This is a genomic window from Variovorax brevis, assembly GCF_030317105.1.
In the GTDB taxonomy this organism is placed as follows: domain Bacteria; phylum Pseudomonadota; class Gammaproteobacteria; order Burkholderiales; family Burkholderiaceae_C; genus Variovorax; species Variovorax brevis.
Window position 1 is genome coordinate 768,002 of the sequence record NZ_JASZYG010000001.1, and the last position, 19,040, is coordinate 787,041.

General features: G+C 64.7%; 18 protein-coding genes. 3 read left to right on the forward strand and 15 right to left on the reverse strand.

Going from position 1 to position 19,040, the window contains the following annotated elements:
• Nucleotides 1–3 precede the first annotated feature (3 nt).
• Complete coding sequence (guaB, locus tag QTI66_RS03295; RefSeq protein WP_286557478.1) at nucleotides 4–1,473, reverse strand: IMP dehydrogenase; 1,470 nt, start codon at nucleotides 1,471–1,473, stop codon at nucleotides 4–6.
• Nucleotides 1,474–1,650: 177 nt separating this feature from the next.
• Between guaB and QTI66_RS03300 the strand changes: the two genes are divergently transcribed.
• Nucleotides 1,651–2,181: a DUF4124 domain-containing protein gene (locus QTI66_RS03300; protein ID WP_286557479.1), complete on the forward strand. Its 531-nt coding sequence runs from the start codon at nucleotides 1,651–1,653 to the stop codon at nucleotides 2,179–2,181.
• A 9-nt stretch (nucleotides 2,182–2,190) separates the two neighbouring features.
• On the opposite strand, the gene QTI66_RS03305 is transcribed toward QTI66_RS03300, so the two are convergent.
• Nucleotides 2,191–2,523: an RnfH family protein gene (locus QTI66_RS03305; protein WP_286557480.1), complete on the reverse strand. Its 333-nt coding sequence runs from the start codon at nucleotides 2,521–2,523 to the stop codon at nucleotides 2,191–2,193.
• Nucleotides 2,520–2,969: a type II toxin-antitoxin system RatA family toxin gene (locus QTI66_RS03310; RefSeq protein WP_286557802.1), complete on the reverse strand. Its 450-nt coding sequence runs from the start codon at nucleotides 2,967–2,969 to the stop codon at nucleotides 2,520–2,522. Before QTI66_RS03310 ends, QTI66_RS03305 begins: the two co-directional genes overlap by 4 nt.
• A gap of 61 nt (nucleotides 2,970–3,030) precedes the next feature.
• Here QTI66_RS03310 and smpB point away from each other — a divergent pair, with 61 nt between their 5' ends.
• Together smpB and QTI66_RS03320 are read left to right on the forward strand one after the other, a co-directional pair.
• Nucleotides 3,031–3,507 (forward strand): SsrA-binding protein SmpB, encoded by a 477-nt coding sequence (smpB, locus tag QTI66_RS03315; protein ID WP_286557481.1) that lies wholly within the window; start codon nucleotides 3,031–3,033, stop codon nucleotides 3,505–3,507.
• A gap of 74 nt (nucleotides 3,508–3,581) precedes the next feature.
• Nucleotides 3,582–3,965 (forward strand): COG4315 family predicted lipoprotein, encoded by a 384-nt coding sequence (locus tag QTI66_RS03320; RefSeq protein WP_286557482.1) that lies wholly within the window; start codon nucleotides 3,582–3,584, stop codon nucleotides 3,963–3,965.
• Between the two features lie 34 nt (nucleotides 3,966–3,999).
• Here QTI66_RS03320 and QTI66_RS03325 read toward each other — a convergent pair whose 3' ends face one another.
• From QTI66_RS03325 to QTI66_RS03380, 12 genes are all read right to left on the reverse strand, one after another.
• The gene (locus QTI66_RS03325; RefSeq protein ID WP_286557484.1) at nucleotides 4,000–4,428 is read right to left on the reverse strand and encodes a hypothetical protein; all 429 of its coding nucleotides are present in this window, start codon (nucleotides 4,426–4,428) and stop codon (nucleotides 4,000–4,002) included.
• 144 nt (nucleotides 4,429–4,572) lie between these two features.
• A complete protein-coding gene (locus QTI66_RS03330; RefSeq protein WP_286557485.1) occupies nucleotides 4,573–5,457 on the reverse strand; it encodes a DMT family transporter in 885 nt (294 codons plus the stop codon).
• Nucleotides 5,458–5,480: 23 nt separating this feature from the next.
• Nucleotides 5,481–7,319 carry a translational GTPase TypA gene (gene typA, locus QTI66_RS03335; protein ID WP_286557486.1) on the reverse strand — a complete coding sequence of 613 codons (1,839 nt, stop codon included), beginning with the start codon at nucleotides 7,317–7,319 and terminating at the stop codon, nucleotides 5,481–5,483.
• On the reverse strand, nucleotides 7,316–8,392 hold the full coding sequence (gene truB / locus QTI66_RS03340) for a tRNA pseudouridine(55) synthase TruB (protein WP_286557487.1): 1,077 nt from the start codon (nucleotides 8,390–8,392) through the stop codon (nucleotides 7,316–7,318). The genes typA and truB overlap by 4 nt, the downstream gene beginning before the upstream one ends.
• A gap of 2 nt (nucleotides 8,393–8,394) precedes the next feature.
• A complete protein-coding gene (gene rbfA, locus QTI66_RS03345; RefSeq protein WP_286557488.1) occupies nucleotides 8,395–8,766 on the reverse strand; it encodes a 30S ribosome-binding factor RbfA in 372 nt (123 codons plus the stop codon).
• Between the two features lie 24 nt (nucleotides 8,767–8,790).
• Nucleotides 8,791–11,784: a translation initiation factor IF-2 gene (gene infB / locus QTI66_RS03350; protein ID WP_286557489.1), complete on the reverse strand. Its 2,994-nt coding sequence runs from the start codon at nucleotides 11,782–11,784 to the stop codon at nucleotides 8,791–8,793.
• Nucleotides 11,785–11,808: 24 nt separating this feature from the next.
• Entirely contained in the window at nucleotides 11,809–13,293 is a 1,485-nt protein-coding gene (nusA, locus tag QTI66_RS03355) for a transcription termination factor NusA (protein WP_286557490.1), read from the reverse strand.
• A 17-nt stretch (nucleotides 13,294–13,310) separates the two neighbouring features.
• Entirely contained in the window at nucleotides 13,311–13,955 is a 645-nt protein-coding gene (gene rimP, locus QTI66_RS03360; RefSeq protein ID WP_286557492.1) for a ribosome maturation factor RimP, read from the reverse strand.
• 162 nt (nucleotides 13,956–14,117) lie between these two features.
• Nucleotides 14,118–15,344, reverse strand: a complete 1,227-nt coding sequence (locus QTI66_RS03365; RefSeq protein WP_286557493.1) for a YbfB/YjiJ family MFS transporter — start codon at nucleotides 15,342–15,344, stop codon at nucleotides 14,118–14,120.
• Between the two features lie 20 nt (nucleotides 15,345–15,364).
• A complete protein-coding gene (locus tag QTI66_RS03370; protein WP_286557495.1) occupies nucleotides 15,365–16,972 on the reverse strand; it encodes an ABC transporter ATP-binding protein in 1,608 nt (535 codons plus the stop codon).
• Complete coding sequence (locus tag QTI66_RS03375; protein ID WP_286557496.1) at nucleotides 16,969–18,021, reverse strand: ABC transporter permease; 1,053 nt, start codon at nucleotides 18,019–18,021, stop codon at nucleotides 16,969–16,971. Before QTI66_RS03375 ends, QTI66_RS03370 begins: the two co-directional genes overlap by 4 nt.
• Nucleotides 18,005–19,039: a microcin C ABC transporter permease YejB gene (locus QTI66_RS03380; protein WP_286557497.1), complete on the reverse strand. Its 1,035-nt coding sequence runs from the start codon at nucleotides 19,037–19,039 to the stop codon at nucleotides 18,005–18,007. The genes QTI66_RS03375 and QTI66_RS03380 overlap by 17 nt, the downstream gene beginning before the upstream one ends.
• Nucleotide 19,040 lies beyond the last annotated feature (1 nt).

The window sequence follows — 19,040 nt, forward strand, 5'->3', positions numbered from 1 at the left end:
GCCTCACTCCGCCCGGTAGTTGGGCGCTTCCTTGGTGATCTGGACGTCGTGCACGTGGCTCTCGCGAATGCCAGCCGTCGTGATCTCCACGAATTCCGCCTTGTTCTTCATGTCCTCGATGGTGGCGCAGCCGCAGTAGCCCATGCTCGCGCGCAGGCCGCCGGCCATCTGGTAGACGATGGAGACCATCGAACCCTTGTAGGGCACGCGACCCTCGATGCCTTCTGGCACGAGCTTGTCGGCGTTCGGGTTGCCGGTGGTCGCTTCCTGGAAGTAGCGGTCGGCGCTGCCCTGCTGCATGGCGCCGATGGAGCCCATGCCGCGGTAGCTCTTGTAGCTGCGGCCCTGGAACAGCACGATCTCGCCCGGCGCCTCTTCGGTGCCGGCGAACATGCCGCCCATCATCACGGTGCTCGCGCCGGCCGCGATGGCCTTGGCGATGTCGCCCGAATAGCGGATGCCGCCGTCGGCGATCAACGGAATGCCCGTGCCTTGCAGGGCCGTTGCAACGTTGTCGACCGCCATGATCTGCGGCACGCCCACGCCGGCCACGATGCGGGTCGTGCAGATGGAACCCGGGCCGATGCCGACCTTCACCGCATCGGCGCCGGCGTCAGCCAGTGCTCGGGCCGCGTCGCCGGTGGCGATGTTGCCGCCGATCACGTCGACCTGCGGATAGTTCTTCTTGACCCAGCGCACGCGCTCGATCACGCCGGCGCTGTGGCCGTGCGCGGTGTCGACCACGATGACGTCCACGCCGGCCTTCACCAGCGCCTCGACGCGCTCTTCCGTGCCCTCGCCCACGCCCACGGCTGCGCCCACACGCAAGCGGCCGGAGGCATCGCGCGCCGCATTGGGAAAGCTGGTCTGCTTGGTGATGTCCTTGACGGTGATGAGGCCCTTGAGCTCCCATTCCTTGTTGATGACCAGCAGGCGCTCGAGCTTGTACTTGTTGAGCAGCGCCTTCGCTTCTGGCAGCGTGGTGCCGTCGGGCACCGTGATGAGCTTTTCGCGCGGCGTCATGATCTCGGAAACCGGGACGTCGTAGCGCGTTTCGAAGCGCAGATCCCGGCCGGTCACGATGCCGACCACCTTGCCGCCGTCCACCACCGGGAAGCCGGAGATGCCCAGCTCGTCCGACAGTTGCATCACCTGCAGGACGGTGTGCGTGGGGGTGATGACCACCGGATCGCGCAGCACGCCGGACTCGTAGCGCTTGACCCGCGCCACTTCGGCCGCTTGCTGCTGCGCCGTCAGGTTCTTGTGGACAATGCCGATGCCGCCCTCCTGGGCCATCGCAATCGCGAGGCGCGCTTCGGTCACGGTGTCCATCGCCGCCGAAACGAGCGGAAGGTTCAACGTGATGTTGCGCGAGAGTCGGGTGGCGAGAGAGGTGTCCTTGGGCAGGACTTGGGAGAACGCTGGCACCAGCAACACGTCGTCGAAGGTGAGCGCTTTGCCGAGAAGGCGCATGGGTGAGGCTCCAAAAGACGGATTGTAACGATTGCTCAGTACTTACCCGGGAGAACGGGCTTGCCACCCCCAAGTCGGGGCAGGCAATATCGGCTCTGTTGTGGATTCACCGCGCCGCAGCCGGCTCGCAACGTTCAAACTCGTTGCAAAACGTAAGGCGGCGCTAAACTTCGTCGAATGAAAATCGTGCATTGGCTGGTTCTGGGGTGCGTTGGCTGCCTTTCGATGGCGGCGAGCGCCCAATGGCAATGGACGGATGCGGCCGGCAAGCAGGTCTTCAGCGACAAGGCGCCGCCGCCCGACGTCCCCGAGCGAAGCATCTCGCGTCGCCCGGCAACGCCTCCCCCCAAGACGAACTTCATGCAGAACGCCGCAGCACCCGCCACTGCGACCGAGGGTGCGCCGGCGGCTCCAGCGGCCCCTGTCGCCGCCGGAAGCCCCAAGCCCAAGGGGGTCGACAAGGAACTCGAAGAAAAGACGCGCAAGGCCGCCGAGGCTGAAAAGGCCAAGCAAGCGGCTGAGGCGCAAAAGCTCGCCCAGGCCAAGTCCGAGAACTGCAGGGTCGCCCAGCAAGGCAAGGCGACGTTCGACAGCGGCCTGCGTGTGGCCCGGATCAATTCCCAGGGGGAGCGCGAGATCATCGACGACGCCGGGCGCGCCGCCGAACTCAAGCGCCTTCAGGGGATCATCGACAGCGACTGCCGGTAGGTTTTTGACTCAGTAGCCGGCTTTGGCGCCCTGGCGGCGCTTGGCGAACAGGCCGGTGCCCCGCGCACCCTGCTTGGCAAAGCGCTCCCGGCGCGCCACCTTGGGGTCGACGGTCAGGGGGCGGCACAGTTCGATCCGGTCCAGGTCCTTCAAGGGGCGATCCCACGGAGCTTCCTTGCCCCAGATGCCGGCCGGCAAAGCACGCCAGTCGAGTTCGGGGTAGCGGCCCGGCAAACCACTCGCTTGCACGGCTTCAAGAACGGTGGCGGCGTCGGGCACGTTCAATTCCTCCTCGTACACGACGCGGGGCGCGGGCGAATACAAGAGGGTGACGCGCATCATTTGCCCTCCGCGTAGACATGCTCGGCACGCTTGACGAATGCCTCGACCAGCGTCGATGCGATCTTGTCGAACACGGGGCCGACCAGCGCCTGCAAGGTCGCGCTGTCGAAGCCGTATTGCAGGTCCAGTTCCACGCGGCATGCACGCTCGCCCTCCCCGCCGACGGGCGTGAACTTCCACGTGCCGTCCAGCTTGGAGAACGGGCCGGAAATCAGCTTGAGATGCACCTCCCGCCCTGGAACGTGCGTGTTGCGCGTCATGAAGCTTTGATGAAAACCACCGAACGCCAGGCCGACTTCCGCGGTCATCCCCGCATCATCCTGCTCGACGATGCGCGACTTGTCGCACCACGGCAGGAACTCGGGATAACGGGCCACATCGATCACGAGGTCGTACATCTCCTGGGCACTGAACCAGATAAGAACGGACTTGTGAACGGTTTTCATAGAATGGGAAGGCAGGCGCGATGGATTGTATTGAAGCCATGCAGACACCACATTGAAGATCATGGCCTCAAAAAAACCCGACACCTCCACCCGCATCGCCGACAACAAGAAGGCCGCGTACAACTACTTCTTCGAAGAACGCTTCGAGGCCGGCATGGTGCTGGAAGGCTGGGAGGTCAAATCCCTGCGCGAAGGCAAGGTGCAACTCACCGACGGCTACGTGGTCATTCGCAATGGCGAACTCTTCGTGCTGGGCTGCCAGATCAACCCGCTCAAGAGCGCATCAACGCATGTGAACCCCGATTCCGTGCGCACAAAGAAGCTGCTGTTGCACAAGGAGCAGATCCGCCGCCTGATCGGCAAGATCGAGCAGAAGGGCTACACGCTCGTGCCGCTCAACCTGCACTGGAAGGCCGGCAAGGTGAAGTGCGAAATTGCGCTGGCGAAGGGCAAGGCCGAGCACGACAAGCGCGACACCATCAAGGACCGTGAAGGCAAGCGCGAAGTCGAGCGTGCAATGAAGAGCCGGCATCGGTAGGTTTCGTCGGACACCGCTTCGAGGACTGCGGGCATACACTGCACCTTCGAATCGTCAACCAAGGAGAAAACGATATGAAACTACTTAGCGCCTCCATCCTCGCCGCGGCCCTTCTGGCTGGTTGCGGCAGCATGTCGACGAATGCGCCCGACGCGCCCACCAAGACCGTCGACGGCGTGCTCATCGGGCCGAGCGGCATGACGCTCTACACCTTCAATCGCGATGCAGCCAACAGCGGCAAGTCCGGCTGCAATGGCACTTGCGCTACCAACTGGCCTCCGCTGATGGCACCTGACGCGGCCAAGCCGATGGGCCCCTACTCGGTCGTCATCCGCGACGACGGCAAGAAGCAGTGGGCCTACAACGGCTGGCCGCTGTACTACTGGTCGAAGGACGCCAAGGCGGGTGACCGCACCGGCGACGGCGTTGGCGGCGCCTGGAAGATCGCCCGTCCCTGATCTTCGCGATCAGTGAACGGCAGGGCGCTGCGCTTCAGCAGCGCCCTTTTTTTGCCTGGCCGGGCGGGCAATGACCGCCGTCCCAGTGGTCGTCATGGCCGTGGTGATCATGATGGTAGTCGTGGTCGTCGTGCTTGCCCTTGTGCTTGCCACCGCGCTTCCAGTCGCCCTCGACCCAGCGGTAGCCGCCATCGGCGCGGACCCAGCGCCCCGGTGCGTAGACGTAGTCGACACGCGCCGGCTGCCAGTAGCCCGGCGCCCAGGCGTAGGCTCGTTCGTTCCAGTTCCAGCGACCCGGGACCCAGACCCGGCCCGGCTGTGGCGCAGGAACGTATTCAACGCGCGGCGGCGGCGGTGCCACCGTGACGATGCCCGGCACGTTGATGTTGACGGAGACTTGGGCGCTCGCGCCGAACGGGGCCGCGATGGCCGCAAGCGCAAGGACTGCTGCAGAAGTTCGCATTCTTTCCAACCTTGACAAAGATTCACGTAATCGTGAGTTGAACCCAGCGCGGCGCACGAGCTTGTCAGTACAAGCCGCGATTGCGCCACAGGAAACGCAGACTGCTGCGTGACAAGCCCCGGCGGGCACCTGTCCGGAGTCTTGCTAGGCGATGGCCGCCACGCGTGCGCGCCATCCAAGCCACTCATTGGCCACCAGTGCGCCGATGACCAGCATGCCGCCCGTCAGCACCGTGGGCGCCGGGACTTCGTTGGCGCCCACCCACGCAAGGGCAATGCCGAAGATCACTTCGAGCAGCGCGAGGAGCGACACTTCCGGCGCCTTGAGCACCCGGGCGCACATCACGGCGAGCACGCAGGGAATCGCGAGCTGGAACAGGCCCAGGAATGCCAGCAAGCTCACGTCATGCGCGTTGGCCTGCATGGGCCACGCCAGGGGCAACGTCATCGCGGCGGACAGCATGGCGCCAATCAGCACGGCGGGAACCAGATCGACGTCGTGGCCCTTGGCATGCGCGTGCTGGACGACGGTCCAGTTGCTCGCGCCCGCCAGCGGCACGCACAGCGCCACCAGCGTGCCGACCAATTGCCCTTCACCCAACTCGCTGCCGTACATCCAGGCGACGCCAGCGCCGGCCACCACGATCGCCCACCACGTTCGCGGCGGAAGACGGTGCCCGATGAAGATGCGCGCCATCAGCGCGGTGAACAAAGGACCGAGCGACATCGTCACCAGCACGTTCGCAGTGGAGGTGAGCGTCAGCGCCACCATGAAGGCCGTGTACATCACGGCCCAGCACAGGGCGGAAATCCACAGTTCGCGTCCGCCTTCGCGGATCTTGCGGAACACGTCGCGCCCCTGCCACAGGGACAGGATCACGACCAGCGAGAGCGCATTGAACAGGCTGCGCCAGAAGGTCACTTCAAAGCTGCGCGCCTGCTCCAGATGCCGGGTGACGACGCCGGCGGTGGCCCACATCAGGGTCACGCCGACCATCAGCCACACGGCCTTGCCGTGGGCGAGCTTCATATCGCCTGCACCCCGGAACCGACTCAGGCCGAGACGGTTTCGCGGCTCGCGCGCTTGCGCTCGTGTTCCTTGAGGTAGCGCTTGCGCAGGCGCACGCTCTTGGGCGTGATCTCGACCAATTCGTCGTCCTCGATGAACTCCACGCCGTATTCGAGCGTGAGTTCGATCGGCGGCGTGATCTTGATCGCGTCTTCCTTGCCGGACACACGGAAGTTGGTGAGCTGCTTGGTACGCGTGGCGTTCACGACCAGGTCGTTGTCGCGGCTGTGGATGCCGACGATCATGCCTTCGTACACCGGGTCGTTGGCGCGCACGAACATGCGGCCGCGGTCGTCCAGCTTACCCAAGGCGTAGGTGAAAATTTCACCGTCGTCCATCGAGATCAGCACGCCGTTCTTGCGGCTGCCGATTTCGCCCTTGTGCGGCTCGTAGCTGTCGAAGATGTTGCTGATGAGGCCCGAGCCACGCGTCAGGTTCAGGAATTCGTTGGTGAAGCCGATCAGGCCACGCGCCGGGATGCGGTATTCCAGGCGCACGCGGCCACGGCCGTCCGGTTCCATGTTGACCAGTTCGCCCTTGCGCTCGCCCAGCGCCTGCATCACGCCGCCCTGGTGGGCGTCTTCGATGTCGGCGGTCACGAGTTCGATCGGCTCGTGCTTTTCGCCGTCGACGGTGCGGAACACCACGCGCGGCTTGGACACGGCCAGTTCATAGCCTTCGCGGCGCATGTTTTCCAGCAGGATCGTCAAGTGCAGTTCACCGCGACCCATGACTTCGAAGATGCCTTCTTCGTCGGTTTCCTTCACGCGCAGCGCGACGTTGTGCTGCAGTTCCTTTTGCAGGCGGTCCCAGATCTGGCGGCTGGTGACGAACTTGCCTTCGCGGCCGGCCAGCGGGCTGGTGTTCACACAGAAGTTCATCGTCAGCGTCGGCTCATCGACCTTGAGCATCGGCAGCGGTGCCGGGTTCGTCGGATCAGTGACCGTGACGCCAATGCCGATGTCGGCAATACCGTTGATCAGCACGATTTCGCCGGGGCCGGCTTCCGTGGCTTGCACGCGCTCCAGACCCTGGAACGTGAGCACCTGGTTGACGCGGCCCTTCACCGACTTGCCGTCCGGACCTTCCATGACGACGACGTCCATCATGGGCTTGAGCGTGCCCTGGCTGATGCGGCCCACGCCGATGCGGCCGACGAAGGTCGAGAAATCGAGTGCCGAGATCTGCAGTTGCAGCGGCGCGTCCGGGTCACCCTTTTGCGAGGGAACGTGCTTCAGGATGGTGTCGAACAGGGCCGACATGTCGGGGCCCCACTGCTCGCCAGGAGCGCCCTCTTCCAGCGACGACCAGCCGTTGATGCCCGAGGCATAGACCACCGGGAAGTCCAGCTGTTCGTCGGTCGCGCCGAGCTTGTCGAACAGGTCGAACGCAGCGTTCACGACCTTGTCGGGGTTCGCGCCGGGCTTGTCGACCTTGTTCACCACGAGGATGGGCTTGAGGCCCAGGGCCAGCGCCTTCTTGGTCACGAAGCGCGTCTGCGGCATCGGGCCTTCCTGCGCGTCGATGAGCAGCACCACGCCGTCGACCATCGACAGCGCGCGCTCCACTTCACCACCGAAGTCCGCGTGGCCGGGGGTGTCGACGATGTTGATGTGCGTGCCTTGCCAGGTCACGGCGCAGTTCTTGGCGAGGATGGTGATGCCGCGTTCTTTTTCGATCGCGTTGTTGTCCATCACGGTGTCGACCACTTTCTCGTGCTCGGCGAAGGTGCCCGACTGGCGCAGCAGTTGGTCGACCATTGTGGTCTTGCCATGGTCAACGTGGGCAATGATGGCGATGTTGCGGATTTGATGGGTACTCATGGTGTCGTCTCGCAAAGAGTTGCGTTCAAGATGATTTGCTGGATTTCGATGGGGTTCAGCAAGCGCCCCGGGATCAGTTCGCCGGCGGTGACGTGGGCGGTGCCGAGGAAGGAAATACCGCCCTCACCCTCGCCCTCTCCCGCAAGGGGGAGAGGGAGTGAACCGCCCCCTTCCTCGCCGCTCTTGCCCCCTCTCCCGCTCGCGGGAGAGGGTTGGGGTGAGGGCAAGCCCGGCCCAAACACAGCCACAGCGTCCGCATCCGCCCACTTGCCACGCCGACGCAGGCCAGAAAGAAAACGCCCCGCATCTTCCCCACCCAGCGTGACGCGCGTGTGATCGGCAACGAGCGCCTCGGCAGGCATCAGTTGCGCGAGCCGCTCATCCTCGCTCATCGCCTCAAGCGATTCAAGCGTGATGCATTGCGACTCGTCGAATGAACCGGTGACAGTACGACGCAGGCTGCTCAGGTGCGCACCGCATCCCAAGGCCTCGCCGATGTCTTCGCCGAGCGTGCGGATGTAGGTGCCCTTGCTCACTTTGGCGGCAATGCGGATGGTCTTGGACGTTTCGAAGTCGGGTTCGGCTTCGATATCGAGCTTGTAGACCACGACGTCGCGCGGTGCACGTTCGACCTCGATGCCGTCGCGGGCATATTCGTAGAGCGCCTTGCCGTCCTTCTTGAGGGCGCTGTGCATCGGCGGCACCTGGCGGATCGGCCCGGTGAACTGCCTGGCCACGCGCTCGAGATCGGCAGCCGACACGTTCACCTCGCGCTCGGCGATCACGTCACCTTCAGCGTCAGCGGTCGTGGTGCGAATGCCCAGGCGCGCGGTGGCGACATAAGTCTTGTCGGCGTCCAGATGCAACTGGCTGAATTTGGTGGCCGCGCCAAAGCACAGCGGCAACACGCCCGTCGCCAGTGGATCGAGCGTGCCAGTGTGCCCGGCCTTTTCGGCGCGCAGCAACCACTTGGCCTTTTGCAACGCCTGGTTGCTCGAGAGGCCGAGTGGTTTATCAAGCAGCAACACCCCATGCACAGGGCGCCGCTGCACCCTTGTGCGTGGCGCGTTCATGGCTAGTCGTCTTTCGAACGCGAGGCGACAGCTTGCGCAATGAGCTTGTTCATGTCCGCCGCACGCTCGGTGGTGCGGTCGAACTGGAAATGGAGCGTCGGCACGGTGTGGATGTGCAGGCGCTTGAAGAGGCCGTTGCGAAGGAAACCCGCCGCCTGGTTCAGCGCGAGCGTGGTCTCTTCAGGGTCGCCCACGAGCAGGCTGAAGAAGACCTTCGCATGCGCATAGTCGGGCGTGACCTCGACGGCCTGGATGGTCACCATGCCCACGCGCGGGTCCTTCAACTCGCGCGCGATCAGCTCCGTCAGATCGCGCTGGATCTGATCGGCAACCTTGAACGCGCGGTTGGGAGTAGCGGCTTTTCTTTTGGGCATCGTGTCCAGGCTTTCGATCGGCGCTTACAGCGTCCGGGCGATTTCCTTGATTTCGAAGAACTCCAGCTGATCGCCCTCTTTGATGTCGTTGTAGTTCTTGAGCTTGATACCGCACTCGAAGCCTTCGCGCACTTCGCGCACGTCGTCCTTGAGGCGCTTGAGCGAGTCGACTTCGCCGGTGTAGACCACCACGTTGTCGCGCAGCAGGCGGAAATGCGAGCTGCGGGTGACGTGGCCGGACGTGACGTACGAACCGGCAACCGTGCCGATCTTCGAAGCCACGAACACCGTGCGGATTTCGGCCGAGCCGATGATCTCTTCGCGGCGCTCCGGTGCCAGCATGCCCGACATCGCAACCTTCACCTCGTCCACAGCGTCGTAAATGATGCTGTAGTAGTTCAGTTGCACGCCGTTGCCTTCGGCCAGCTTGCGCGCACCGGCATCGGCACGCACGTTGAAGCCGATGACGACCGCCTTAGAGGCGATTGCGAGGTTGATGTCGCTTTCGCTGATGCCGCCAACGCCGGCGTACACGATCTGCACCTTGACTTCTTCGGTCGCCAGCTTGAGCAGCGACTGCGCCAGTGCTTCCTGCGAGCCCTGAACGTCGGCCTTGATGATGATGCGCAGCGTCTGCACTTCGCCCGCCGACAGGTCGGTGAACATGTTCTGCAGGTTCGCGGCCTGGGCCTTGGCCAGCTTGGTGTTGCGGAACTTGCCAGCGCGGTAGGTCGCGATCTCGCGCGCACGGCGCTCGTCGCTCATCACCATGAACTCGTCGCCGGCTTGCGGCACTTCGGTGAGGCCCTGGATTTCCACCGGGATCGACGGACCCGCGGTCTTGATCGGCTTGCCGTCTTCGTCGAGCATGGCGCGCACGCGGCCATAGGTCGAACCTGCCAGCACCACGTCGCCGGTCTTGAGCGTGCCGGACTGAACCAGCACGGTGGCGACCGGGCCGCGGCCCTTGTCCAGTTGAGCTTCGACCACCAGGCCCTTGGCGGCCGCATCCACAGGCGCCTTGAGTTCCAGGATTTCGGCCTGCAGCAAAACCTGTTCGAGCAGGTCGTCCACGCCCTGGCCGGTCTTGGCCGACACGGGCACGAAAGGCACGTCGCCGCCGTATTCTTCAGGCACAACCTCTTCTGCCACCAGTTCCTGCTTGACGCGGTCCGGGCTTGCATCGGGCTTGTCGATCTTGTTGATCGCGACCACGATCGGCACACCCGCCGCCTTCGCGTGCTTGATGGCTTCCTTGGTCTGCGGCATGACGCCGTCGTCGGCCGCCACCACCAGGATGACGATGTCGGTGGCCTGCGCGCCACGGGCACGCATGGCGGTGAACGCCTCGTGACCCGGGGTGTCCAGGAAGGACACCATGCCGCGCTCGGTTTCGACGTGGTACGCACCGATGTGCTGCGTGATGCCGCCCGCTTCGCCCGCAGCGACCTTAGCGCGGCGGATGTAGTCCAGCAGCGAGGTCTTGCCGTGGTCGACGTGGCCCATGACCGTGACGACCGGTGCGCGCGGCAGCAGTTCTGCCGTTTGCGCCGACACGTCCTCGTCGGTGAAGGCTTCCGGATCATCCAGCGCGGCAACCACCGCGTTGTGGCCCATTTCTTCCACGATGATCATCGCGGTGTCCTGGTCCAGCGACTGGTTGATGGTCGCCATCTGGCCCAGCTTCATCAATTGCTTGATGACTTCGCCGGCCTTGACGGACATCTTGTGCGCGAGTTCGGAGACCGTGATGGTTTCCGGCACGTGCACTTCCAGGATGCGCGCCTCGACCGGTGCGGCCTGGATGTGTTCTTCCTGGCCTCCGCGGTCATTGCCGCGACGACCGCGCGGACCACCGCGCCAGTTGCCACGACCGACACCGCCGCTGGCATCGCCACGGGTCTTGATTTCCTTCTTCTTGGCAGGATCGCCAGCCCAGCTCGAGGAGAGCTTGGCGGACTTGACGTCCTTGCTGCCCGGTGCCGCGGTGGCGGCGCCGGCTGCGGCAGGCGCACCCGGACGTGCCGCCGGAGCGGCCGGCTTGTGCAGCGTGCCCTTGACGGCCGGCTTCGGCACTTCCTTTTCGGGCGCCTTGTGCGGCACGAGCACGCGCGCTGGCGCGTTCATCATGGCGCGGATGGCTTCGGCTTCGGCCAGGGCCTTGCGGCGACGCTCGTCCAGGTCCTTGGCGCGGGCGGCTTCCTCGTCGGCACGGGCCTTCGATTCAGCAGCGGCCTTGGCCTTGGCGTCTTCCTTGGCCTGGGCGGCGACGGCTTCGGCAGCAGCCTTGTCGGAAGCGACCTTGTCCGCAGCAGCGGCAGCGGTTGCAGCAGCGGCAGCGGCCTTGTCGGCGGCAGCCACTGCGGCCTTCGTCGGCGCTGGTGCGGGCGCTGCGGGGGTTTTCGCCGCGGCAGCCGCGGCCGCCTCAGCAGCCTGCTTGCGTGCGGCTTCGGCCTGGGCAGCCTGTTCGGCTTGCGCAGCCTTCTCGGCCTTCTCGGCCTTCTCTGCGCGTTCAGCCTGCTCGCGTTCGCGTGCTTCGGCTTCTTCGCGCACACGGCGCTTTTCCACCAGTTCTTCTTCTTGGCGGCGGATCAGTTCGGCTTGGCGGCGCGCGTCTTCCTCGCGACGGGCCAGTTCGGCCTCGTCCACGCGCGGGGCTGCCGGCGCAGCGGCTGCGGGAGCAGCGGCTTCGACGGGCGTCACGTGCGCATGAGGCTCGTCACGCTGGATGAAGGTGCGCTTCTTGCGCACTTCCACCTGGATGGTGCGAGCGCGCCCGGTGGCGTCTGCCTGCTTGATCTCGCTGGTCGATTTCTTGACCAGGGTGATCTTCTTTCGTTCGGAGTCGACGGTTCCGTGGCTGGCCTTGAGGAAGCCGAGCAAGCGCTGCTTGTCGGCCTCGGTCAGTGCATCGCTCGGCGTGGCTTTGGCCACACCTGCGCTCTTGAGCTGGTCAAGCAGGATTTCGGGAGTCTTCTTGAGTTCGTTCGCGAACTCGGCAACGGTGGTGCTGGACATATGTGGTTCGTGCCTCCATGACCGTCACTCTTGGCCGGCGAACCAATGTTCGCGGGCTTTCAAGATGAGGGCTTTGGCGTCATCGGCGCTTTGGCCGGTGATCTCGGTGAGTTCGTCGACCGCGAGGTCGGCCAGGTCGTCGCGGGAGTGAACTCCGGCTTCGGCCAGCTTGGCGATAAGTTCGGGGTTGAGGCCCTCAAGGTCGCGCAAGTCCTGGGAGACGCTTTCAACGTCTTCTTCCTTGGCGATCTCCATGGTCAGCAACGCATCCTTGGCGCGTGAGCGCAGCTCGTTGATGGTTTCTTCGTCGAAGCTTTCGATTTCCAGCAGCTCGGAGATGGGCACATAGGCCACTTCCTCGAGGCTGGTGAAGCCTTCGGAAATCAGGATGTCGGCGATTTCCTCGTCGACATCGAGCTTTTCCATGAACAGCTTGCGGCTCGAATCGGTTTCGAGTGCCTGCTTCTGCGCGGATTCGTTGGCGTCCATGATGTTGATCTTCCAACCCGTCAGGTCGGAAGCCAGGCGCACGTTCTGGCCGCCGCGGCCGATGGCGATGGCGAGGTTTTCCTCGTCGACCACCACGTCCATGGCGTGCTTTTCCTCGTCGACGACGATGGACGACACGTTGGCCGGCGCCAGGGCGCCGATCACGAATTGCGCCGGGTCTTCGCTCCACAACACGATGTCGACGCGTTCGCCGGCCAGTTCGTTGGTGACGGCGTTGACACGCGTGCCGCGCACGCCGACGCAGGTGCCGATCGGGTCGACACGCTTGTCGTGCGAGAGCACGGCGATCTTGGCGCGCGAACCCGGGTCACGGGCGCAGCTCTTGATTTCAAGCAAGCCTTGCTCGATTTCGGGCACTTCGTTGCGGAAGAGCTCGATCATGAATTCAGGGGCCGAGCGCGACAGGATGATCGGCGCACCACGCAAGGTGAGGTCGACTTCCATGATCATGGCCCGCACGCGGTCGCCGTTGCGCAGGTTTTCCTTGGCGATCATTTCGCTGCGGCGCAGGCGCCCTTCGACGCGGCCGGCTTCGACAATGATGTCGCCCTTGTCCAGGCGCTTGACGGTGCCGGTGAAGATCTTCTCGCCGCGCGACATGAAGTCGTTGAGCAGCATTTCGCGTTCCGCGTCACGGATCTTTTGCAGGATGACCTGCTTGGCCGCCATGGCGCCGATGCGGCCGATCGGCACCGAGTCCACCGATTCCTCGATGTATTCGTCGACCTCGATTTCGGGCATTTCTTCCTTGGCTTCGAACAGCAGGATTTCCTGGTCGGGCAGCTGCAGGCCGGCCTCGTCGGGAACGACGTGCCAACGACGGAAGGTCTCGTATTCACCGCTGTCGCGATCGACTGCCACGCGGATGTCCACTTCGCCCTGATAGAGCTTTTTGGTGGCCTGCGCCAGCGCGGATTCGACCGCGCCGAAAACAACGTCGCGCTCGACGTTCTTCTCGCGCGAGATCGCATCCACCAACATCAACATTTCGCGATTCATGCCACCACTCTCCTCGGTCAGTCCGACGCGTCCGCGCCGGAAATGTCAAACGAACCCTCACGGGTTTTGGCCCTGCGGCCCTTGAAATCCACAATGGGCGCGAGCCGCGCTTCGCGCAGCTCGTCCAGCGTGAAGCCCAGCGCCTGCAACGGTGCAGCCGCGCGCTTCCTGCTTATTTTTTGTCCTGGCTTGGCAGCAGGCGCGTCGCTCCAGACGATTTGCCATCCGCCGCCTTCGGCCCGCTCCAGCGTGCCGCGAAACTTCTTGCGGCTGGCGGCCACTGCCGTACCACCGGATGCCGCCGCATCCTTGCCCACCGCGCCAATGGGCGCCTTGAGCGTGATGTCGATGATTTCACCGGCAAAACGCTCGAAATCCTTTTCGCCACGCAACGGACGGTCGATACCGGGCGAGGACACCTCGAGCCGCTTGTAATCGACGCCATCCACTTCCAGCGTGAACTGAAGCTGGCGCGTGACCTTTTCGCAATCTTCCACCGTCAGGAGCGGTTCGGGAACGCCCGGCGCCGCTTCTTCTGATGTGGGGCCAGCCCAGGGCAAATCAATCGTGACGCGCAGCAATCCCCCTGCCGAGCGTTCGATCTCGATCAGGTCATAGCCGAGCCCGGCCACGGTTTGTTCCACTGTCTGCTGCAATGCCACGTGTTTCGATAATTCCTGGTGTCGCTCCGATGCCGCCTGCGCGTGACGCCACCGGTAAATGAATCGACCAATAAAAAACGGGCGGTGAGTACCCGCCCGTTTGGTCGTGAGTTTTCAATTATATGCCAGTTGCACAAAAATAGTGGTATTTCCGCCTTGCCTTCAACTGGCTGATCCGTGTTTTTCCTGATGCGCACGGCTCGCACTGCGCCACCAAACAAGGGCAAACAAGGCTGCGCCGAAGGCCAATGCACCAGCGGCGACCAGCAGTGGCACCGAAAAAGAGCCGGTGCGTTGCGCCAATGGTGCGGCAAACAGCGGCCCGACAATTTGACCCACGCCATATGACGCTGTCGCGTAACCGATCAAGCCGGCCGCGGCATTGCCGCGCAGGCGCCGGGCGTCGCGCACGGCAAAAAGCGTGATGGCGGTGAACGGCAAGCCCAGAAGCAGGCTGCCCAGCGCAAATCCTGCCGTGGTCGGCCACGCGACCGACAGCACCACGCCCACTGCCTGCATGGTGTAGCCGGCCGCCAGCAGCAGCCGGTTGTCCCAATGGGAAGGCGCGCGGGCGCCGATCAGGGCGCCCGGGATCACGGCCAATCCGAAAAGCGGCCAGAAAAGATCCGCCAATGCGGAACCCGGGAAGGCCTGCCGCGCGATCACCGGGAGGAAGGTCGCCGTGATGATGTAGCCGAAGCCTGCCAGCCCGTACAGGCCGACAAGCCAGCGGGCGTCGCTGCGGTCCGCCGCCGAAACGGGCGCCGCAACTGCCGCGGGCGAGGCGCCCGGCCCCGATGCCGTGGCTGCGTGGTGGTGGTTTCCGTCATCGAAGACCCGCCAGATCACGGCCGTCAGCACCAGCGCCATGACGCCGAAGACGATCCACGACGCGTCGGAGCCCCACCGGCCAATCGAGCCACCCAGCAGTCCCGTGACGGCGATGCCGATGCCCGGCCCGGTGTAGATCACCCCACCGAGCTTGGGCGAACTGGTCTCCGCGAGTCGGCGCAGGCCCCAGCCGGACGCGAACACGAAGGTCCAGGCGCTCATCACCCCGGCGGCCGTGCGCAGGACACCCCAGATGGTGAAGCCGTCCATGAGGCCCATGCCGGCCAGCAGCGCCGCCGTTGCAACGAGCCCGCCCCGCACCATCGCGACCGGCCGCATGTGGATCGCCGCGCAAGAAACCGCGCCCAGGAAGTAGCCCAGGTAGTTCAACGAAGCCAGCAGACCGCCGCCCTGCAGATCGATCTTGCCCTCGTGCAGCATGATCGGAAGCATGGGCGTGAAGGCAAACCGGCCGAGGCCCATCACCACCGCCAGCGTGACCATGCAGGCCAGGGCAGCGCGCCATGCACCGCGCGGGTCGTGTCGAAAATCGGACATCGGTGGCGACAAGACTTTTTTCAATCCGCCATGGCAGCGGCCACGAGCTTGCGCGTGTAAGGGTCTTGCGGCGCATCCAGCACCTGTTCGACGTCGCCGGCTTCGAGCACGACCCCGTCTTTCATCACGAGCACCCGGTGCGCCATGGCCCGGATCACTTCCACGTCGTGCGTGATGAGCAGGTAGCTCAGGCCACGCTCGCGTTGCAGGCGCTGCAACAGGCCCAGCACCTGCTTCTGGATGGTGACGTCCAGCGCGCTGGTGGGTTCGTCGAGGATGAGCAGTTGCGGATCGACGATGAGCGCGCGCGCAATGGCGATGCGCTGCCGCTGGCCGCCGGAGAACTCGTGCGGGTAGCGTCCGAGCAGACCCGGGAACTGGGATTCGTCCATGCCCACGTCGGCCAGCGCCGTCGCCACGCGCTGGCGGCGCCTGGCGGCATCGAGTTCAGGCGCGTGCACCGCTAGCCCCTCTCCCACGATTTCCTCGATCGTCATGCGCGGCGAAAGAGACGAAAACGGATCCTGGAAGACCACCTGCACGACGCGCCGCATCGCGCGGTCCGTGGCGCCACGCGTCCACATCTGCCCGCCGACGCGCAGTTGGCCGCCGTGCGGAAGCAAACCCAACGCGGCCAGCGCCAGCGTGGACTTGCCCGAGCCGGACTCGCCCACGATGCCCAGCGTTTCCCCCGGCGCAATGCGCAGGTCGGCGCCCTGCACGGCCACGAACTCGCCCTTGCTGAACCAGCCGACGATGCCCGGGCGGGCCACCGGATAGCTCACCCGCAACGCTTTCGCTTCCAGCACGGGCGCGGCGCCTGGCGCGGTCACGGCCGGGACATCGCGCGTGGGCCGGCTGTCGATCAGCTTGCGTGTGTACGGATGCCGGGGCGCGTCGAAGACGGTGGCGACTGGCCCATGCTCCACGATGTCTCCGTTTTCCATGACCGCCACGCGATCGGCAAAGCGACGCACCAGATTCAGGTCGTGCGTGATGAGCAACAACGCCATGCCGTGCTTGCGCTGCAACGCGTCGAGGAGGTCGAGGATCTGCGTGCGCAACGTGACGTCGAGGGCCGTGGTCGGCTCATCGGCCAGCAGCAGGCGCGGCTTGCATGCCAGCGCCATCGCAATCATGGCGCGCTGCCGCTGACCGCCCGAGAGCTGATGCGGAAAGGCGCCCGCCCGGCGTTGCGGGTCCGGGATGCCCGTCTCCGCCAGCAGCTGGATCGCTGCTTCGCGCGCCGCGCGGGCGGACAGGGCTTCATGGAGTTCCAGCACTTCGGCGATCTGTTCGCCGACGGGGTACAGCGGGTTGAGCGCCGTCATCGGCTCCTGGAAGATCATCGCGATCTCCTTGCCGCGCACGCCGCGCATCTCGCGCTCGGACAAGGCGAGCAGGTCGCGATCCGGCGCGTTGGCGCCCTCGCCTGCAAAGCGCGCCACGCCGGTGACGTCGGCGTTCTGCACCAGACGCAGCAGCGACAGCGCCGTCACCGTCTTGCCCGAACCCGATTCGCCCACCAGCGCCAGCTTCTCGCCCCGCGCGATCCGGAAGTCGACGCCGTGGACGACCTCCTTGCCGCCGAAGGCCACGCGCAGGCCCTGCACATCGAGCAGCGTCATTTGTCGGCCTTTCGGGGGTCGAGCGCGTCGCGCAAGGCGTCGCCCATGAAGGTGAGGAGCATCAGCGTGACGACCAGCACGCCGAAGGTCGACAGCGAAATCCACCATGCATCGATATTGGCCTTGCCCTGGCTCAGCAGTTCGCCCAGCGACGGCGTGCCGGGCGGCACGCCCAGCCCCAGGAAGTCGAGCGAAGTCAGCGCCAGGATGGCGGCGCTCATGCGAAAGGGCAGGAAGGTCACGACCGGCGTCATGCTGTTGGGCAGGATGTGGCGCCGCATGATCTGCATGTTCCCCACGCCCAGCGCACGGGCCGCACGCACATAGTCCATCTGCCGGTTGCGCAGGAACTCGGCGCGCACGTAGTCCGACAGCCCCATCCAGCCGAACAGGCTCAGCAAGATCAGCAGCAGGGCCACGCTCGGCGCAAACACCGCGCTGAAGATGATGAGCAAATACAGCTCGGGCATCGAACCCCAGATCTCGATGAAGCGCTGGAACGCCAGGTCGGTCTTGCCGCCAAAGAAGCCCTGGATGGCACCAGTGATCACCCCGAGCACCACGCCGATGAAGGTCAGCGCCAGCGCAAACAGCACGCTCACCCGGAAGCCGTAGATGAGTTGCGCCAGCAGGTCGCGTCCGCGGTCGTCGCTGCCGAAGATGTTCTCGCGCGACGGTGCGGCCGGGTTCGGCGAGGTCGCGAAATAGTTGAGCGTCTTCGGCCCGTAGGGATTGGGCGCGTAGATTGCCCAGTTGCCGCCCTGCGTGATGCGTTCGCGGATGAAGGGGTCGAGGTAGTCAGCCGGCGTCTCGAAGTCGCCGCCGAAAGTCTTCTCGGAATAGTCCCGCAGGATGGGGAAGTAGGTCGTGCCCTCGTAGCGCACGACGAGCGGCTTGTCGGTGGACAGCACCTCCGCGAACAGGCTCAGCACGACCAGCGTGCAGAAGATCAGGAAGCTCCAGAAGCCCAGCCGGTTGCGCTTGAAGCGCAGCCAGGCGCGCTTGCCCGGGCTCAACGAAGTGGGCGTCGGGCTAGTCGAACTTGACACGAGGATCTACCCAGACGTAGCAGAGGTCGGAAATGAGCTTGGTCACGAGTCCGATCAGGGTGAAGAGATAAAGCGTGCCCAGCACCACCGGGTAGTCGCGCCGGATCACGCTTTCGTAGCTCAGCAAGCCCAGCCCATCAAGCGAGAACAGCGTCTCGATGAGAAGGGAGCCTGTGAAGAAGGCACCGATGAAGGCCGCCGGAAAGCCGGTGATGATGGGAATGAGCGCGTTGCGGAACACGTGCTTCCACAGCACCTGCCGCTCCTCCAGGCCCTTGGCGCGCGCGGTCAGCACGTACTGCTTGCGGATCTCTTCGAGAAAGGAATTCTTTGTCAGCATGGCCGTGACGGCGAAGCTGCCCAGCACCATCGCCGTGACGGGCAAGGCGATGTGCCAGAGGTAGTCGACCACCTTGGCGCCCCAACTCAAGGTCTCCCAGTTCGACGAGGTCAGCCCCCGCAGCGGAAACCACTGCAGTTGCCCGCCAAACACCACCAGCAAGGCGACACCAAGCACGAAGCCCGGTATGGCGTAGCCGATGAGCACGACCAGCGTCGTGACGAAATCGAAGCGCGAGCCCGCCCTCACCGCCTTCGCCACCCCCAGCGGCACGGCGATGAGGTAGCTGATGAAGAAGGTCCACAAGCCCAGGCTGATGGACACCGGCAGCTTCTCCTTGACCAGTTCCCACACCGCCTTGCGCTGGTAGAAGCTTTGGCCCAGGTCGAAGCGTGCGAAGGACTTCAGCATCTGCCAGAAGCGCTCATGCGCCGGCTTGTCGAAGCCGTAGAGCTGCTTGATTTCCTCGATGCGCTTTTCGTCCAGCCCTTGTCGGCCGCGGTAACCGGCGCCGCTGGTGGCAGCGCGCTCGCCGCCAGAGTCTCGCCCCTGCAATTGCGCCACCATCTGCTCGACGGGACCGCCGGGCACGAACTGGATCACCGCAAAAGTGACAAGCAGCACCCCCAGCAACGTGGGGACCATCAGCAGCAAGCGTTTGAGGATGTAGCTGGCCATC

What these genes read in the sequence shown, in the direction of transcription:
- QTI66_RS03320 (WP_286557482.1), top strand. Translation starts at nt 3,582, where the DNA reads ATGAAACTACTTAGCGCCTCCATCCTCGCCGCGGCCCTTCTGGCTGGT.
- QTI66_RS03370 (WP_286557495.1), bottom strand. Translation starts at nt 16,972, where the DNA reads ATGACGCTGCTCGATGTGCAGGGCCTGCGCGTGGCCTTCGGCGGCAAG.
- nusA (WP_286557490.1), bottom strand. Translation starts at nt 13,293, where the DNA reads ATGAATCGCGAAATGTTGATGTTGGTGGATGCGATCTCGCGCGAGAAG.
- smpB (WP_286557481.1), top strand. Translation starts at nt 3,031, where the DNA reads ATGGCCTCAAAAAAACCCGACACCTCCACCCGCATCGCCGACAACAAG.
- QTI66_RS03310 (WP_286557802.1), bottom strand. Translation starts at nt 2,969, where the DNA reads ATGAAAACCGTTCACAAGTCCGTTCTTATCTGGTTCAGTGCCCAGGAG.
- infB (WP_286557489.1), bottom strand. Translation starts at nt 11,784, where the DNA reads ATGTCCAGCACCACCGTTGCCGAGTTCGCGAACGAACTCAAGAAGACT.
- rbfA (WP_286557488.1), bottom strand. Translation starts at nt 8,766, where the DNA reads ATGCCCAAAAGAAAAGCCGCTACTCCCAACCGCGCGTTCAAGGTTGCC.
- QTI66_RS03300 (WP_286557479.1), top strand. Translation starts at nt 1,651, where the DNA reads ATGAAAATCGTGCATTGGCTGGTTCTGGGGTGCGTTGGCTGCCTTTCG.
- QTI66_RS03365 (WP_286557493.1), bottom strand. Translation starts at nt 15,344, where the DNA reads ATGTCCGATTTTCGACACGACCCGCGCGGTGCATGGCGCGCTGCCCTG.
- guaB (WP_286557478.1), bottom strand. Translation starts at nt 1,473, where the DNA reads ATGCGCCTTCTCGGCAAAGCGCTCACCTTCGACGACGTGTTGCTGGTG.
- QTI66_RS03305 (WP_286557480.1), bottom strand. Translation starts at nt 2,523, where the DNA reads ATGATGCGCGTCACCCTCTTGTATTCGCCCGCGCCCCGCGTCGTGTAC.
- truB (WP_286557487.1), bottom strand. Translation starts at nt 8,392, where the DNA reads ATGAACGCGCCACGCACAAGGGTGCAGCGGCGCCCTGTGCATGGGGTG.
- QTI66_RS03330 (WP_286557485.1), bottom strand. Translation starts at nt 5,457, where the DNA reads ATGAAGCTCGCCCACGGCAAGGCCGTGTGGCTGATGGTCGGCGTGACC.
- typA (WP_286557486.1), bottom strand. Translation starts at nt 7,319, where the DNA reads ATGAGTACCCATCAAATCCGCAACATCGCCATCATTGCCCACGTTGAC.
- QTI66_RS03380 (WP_286557497.1), bottom strand. Translation starts at nt 19,039, where the DNA reads ATGGCCAGCTACATCCTCAAACGCTTGCTGCTGATGGTCCCCACGTTG.
- QTI66_RS03325 (WP_286557484.1), bottom strand. Translation starts at nt 4,428, where the DNA reads ATGCGAACTTCTGCAGCAGTCCTTGCGCTTGCGGCCATCGCGGCCCCG.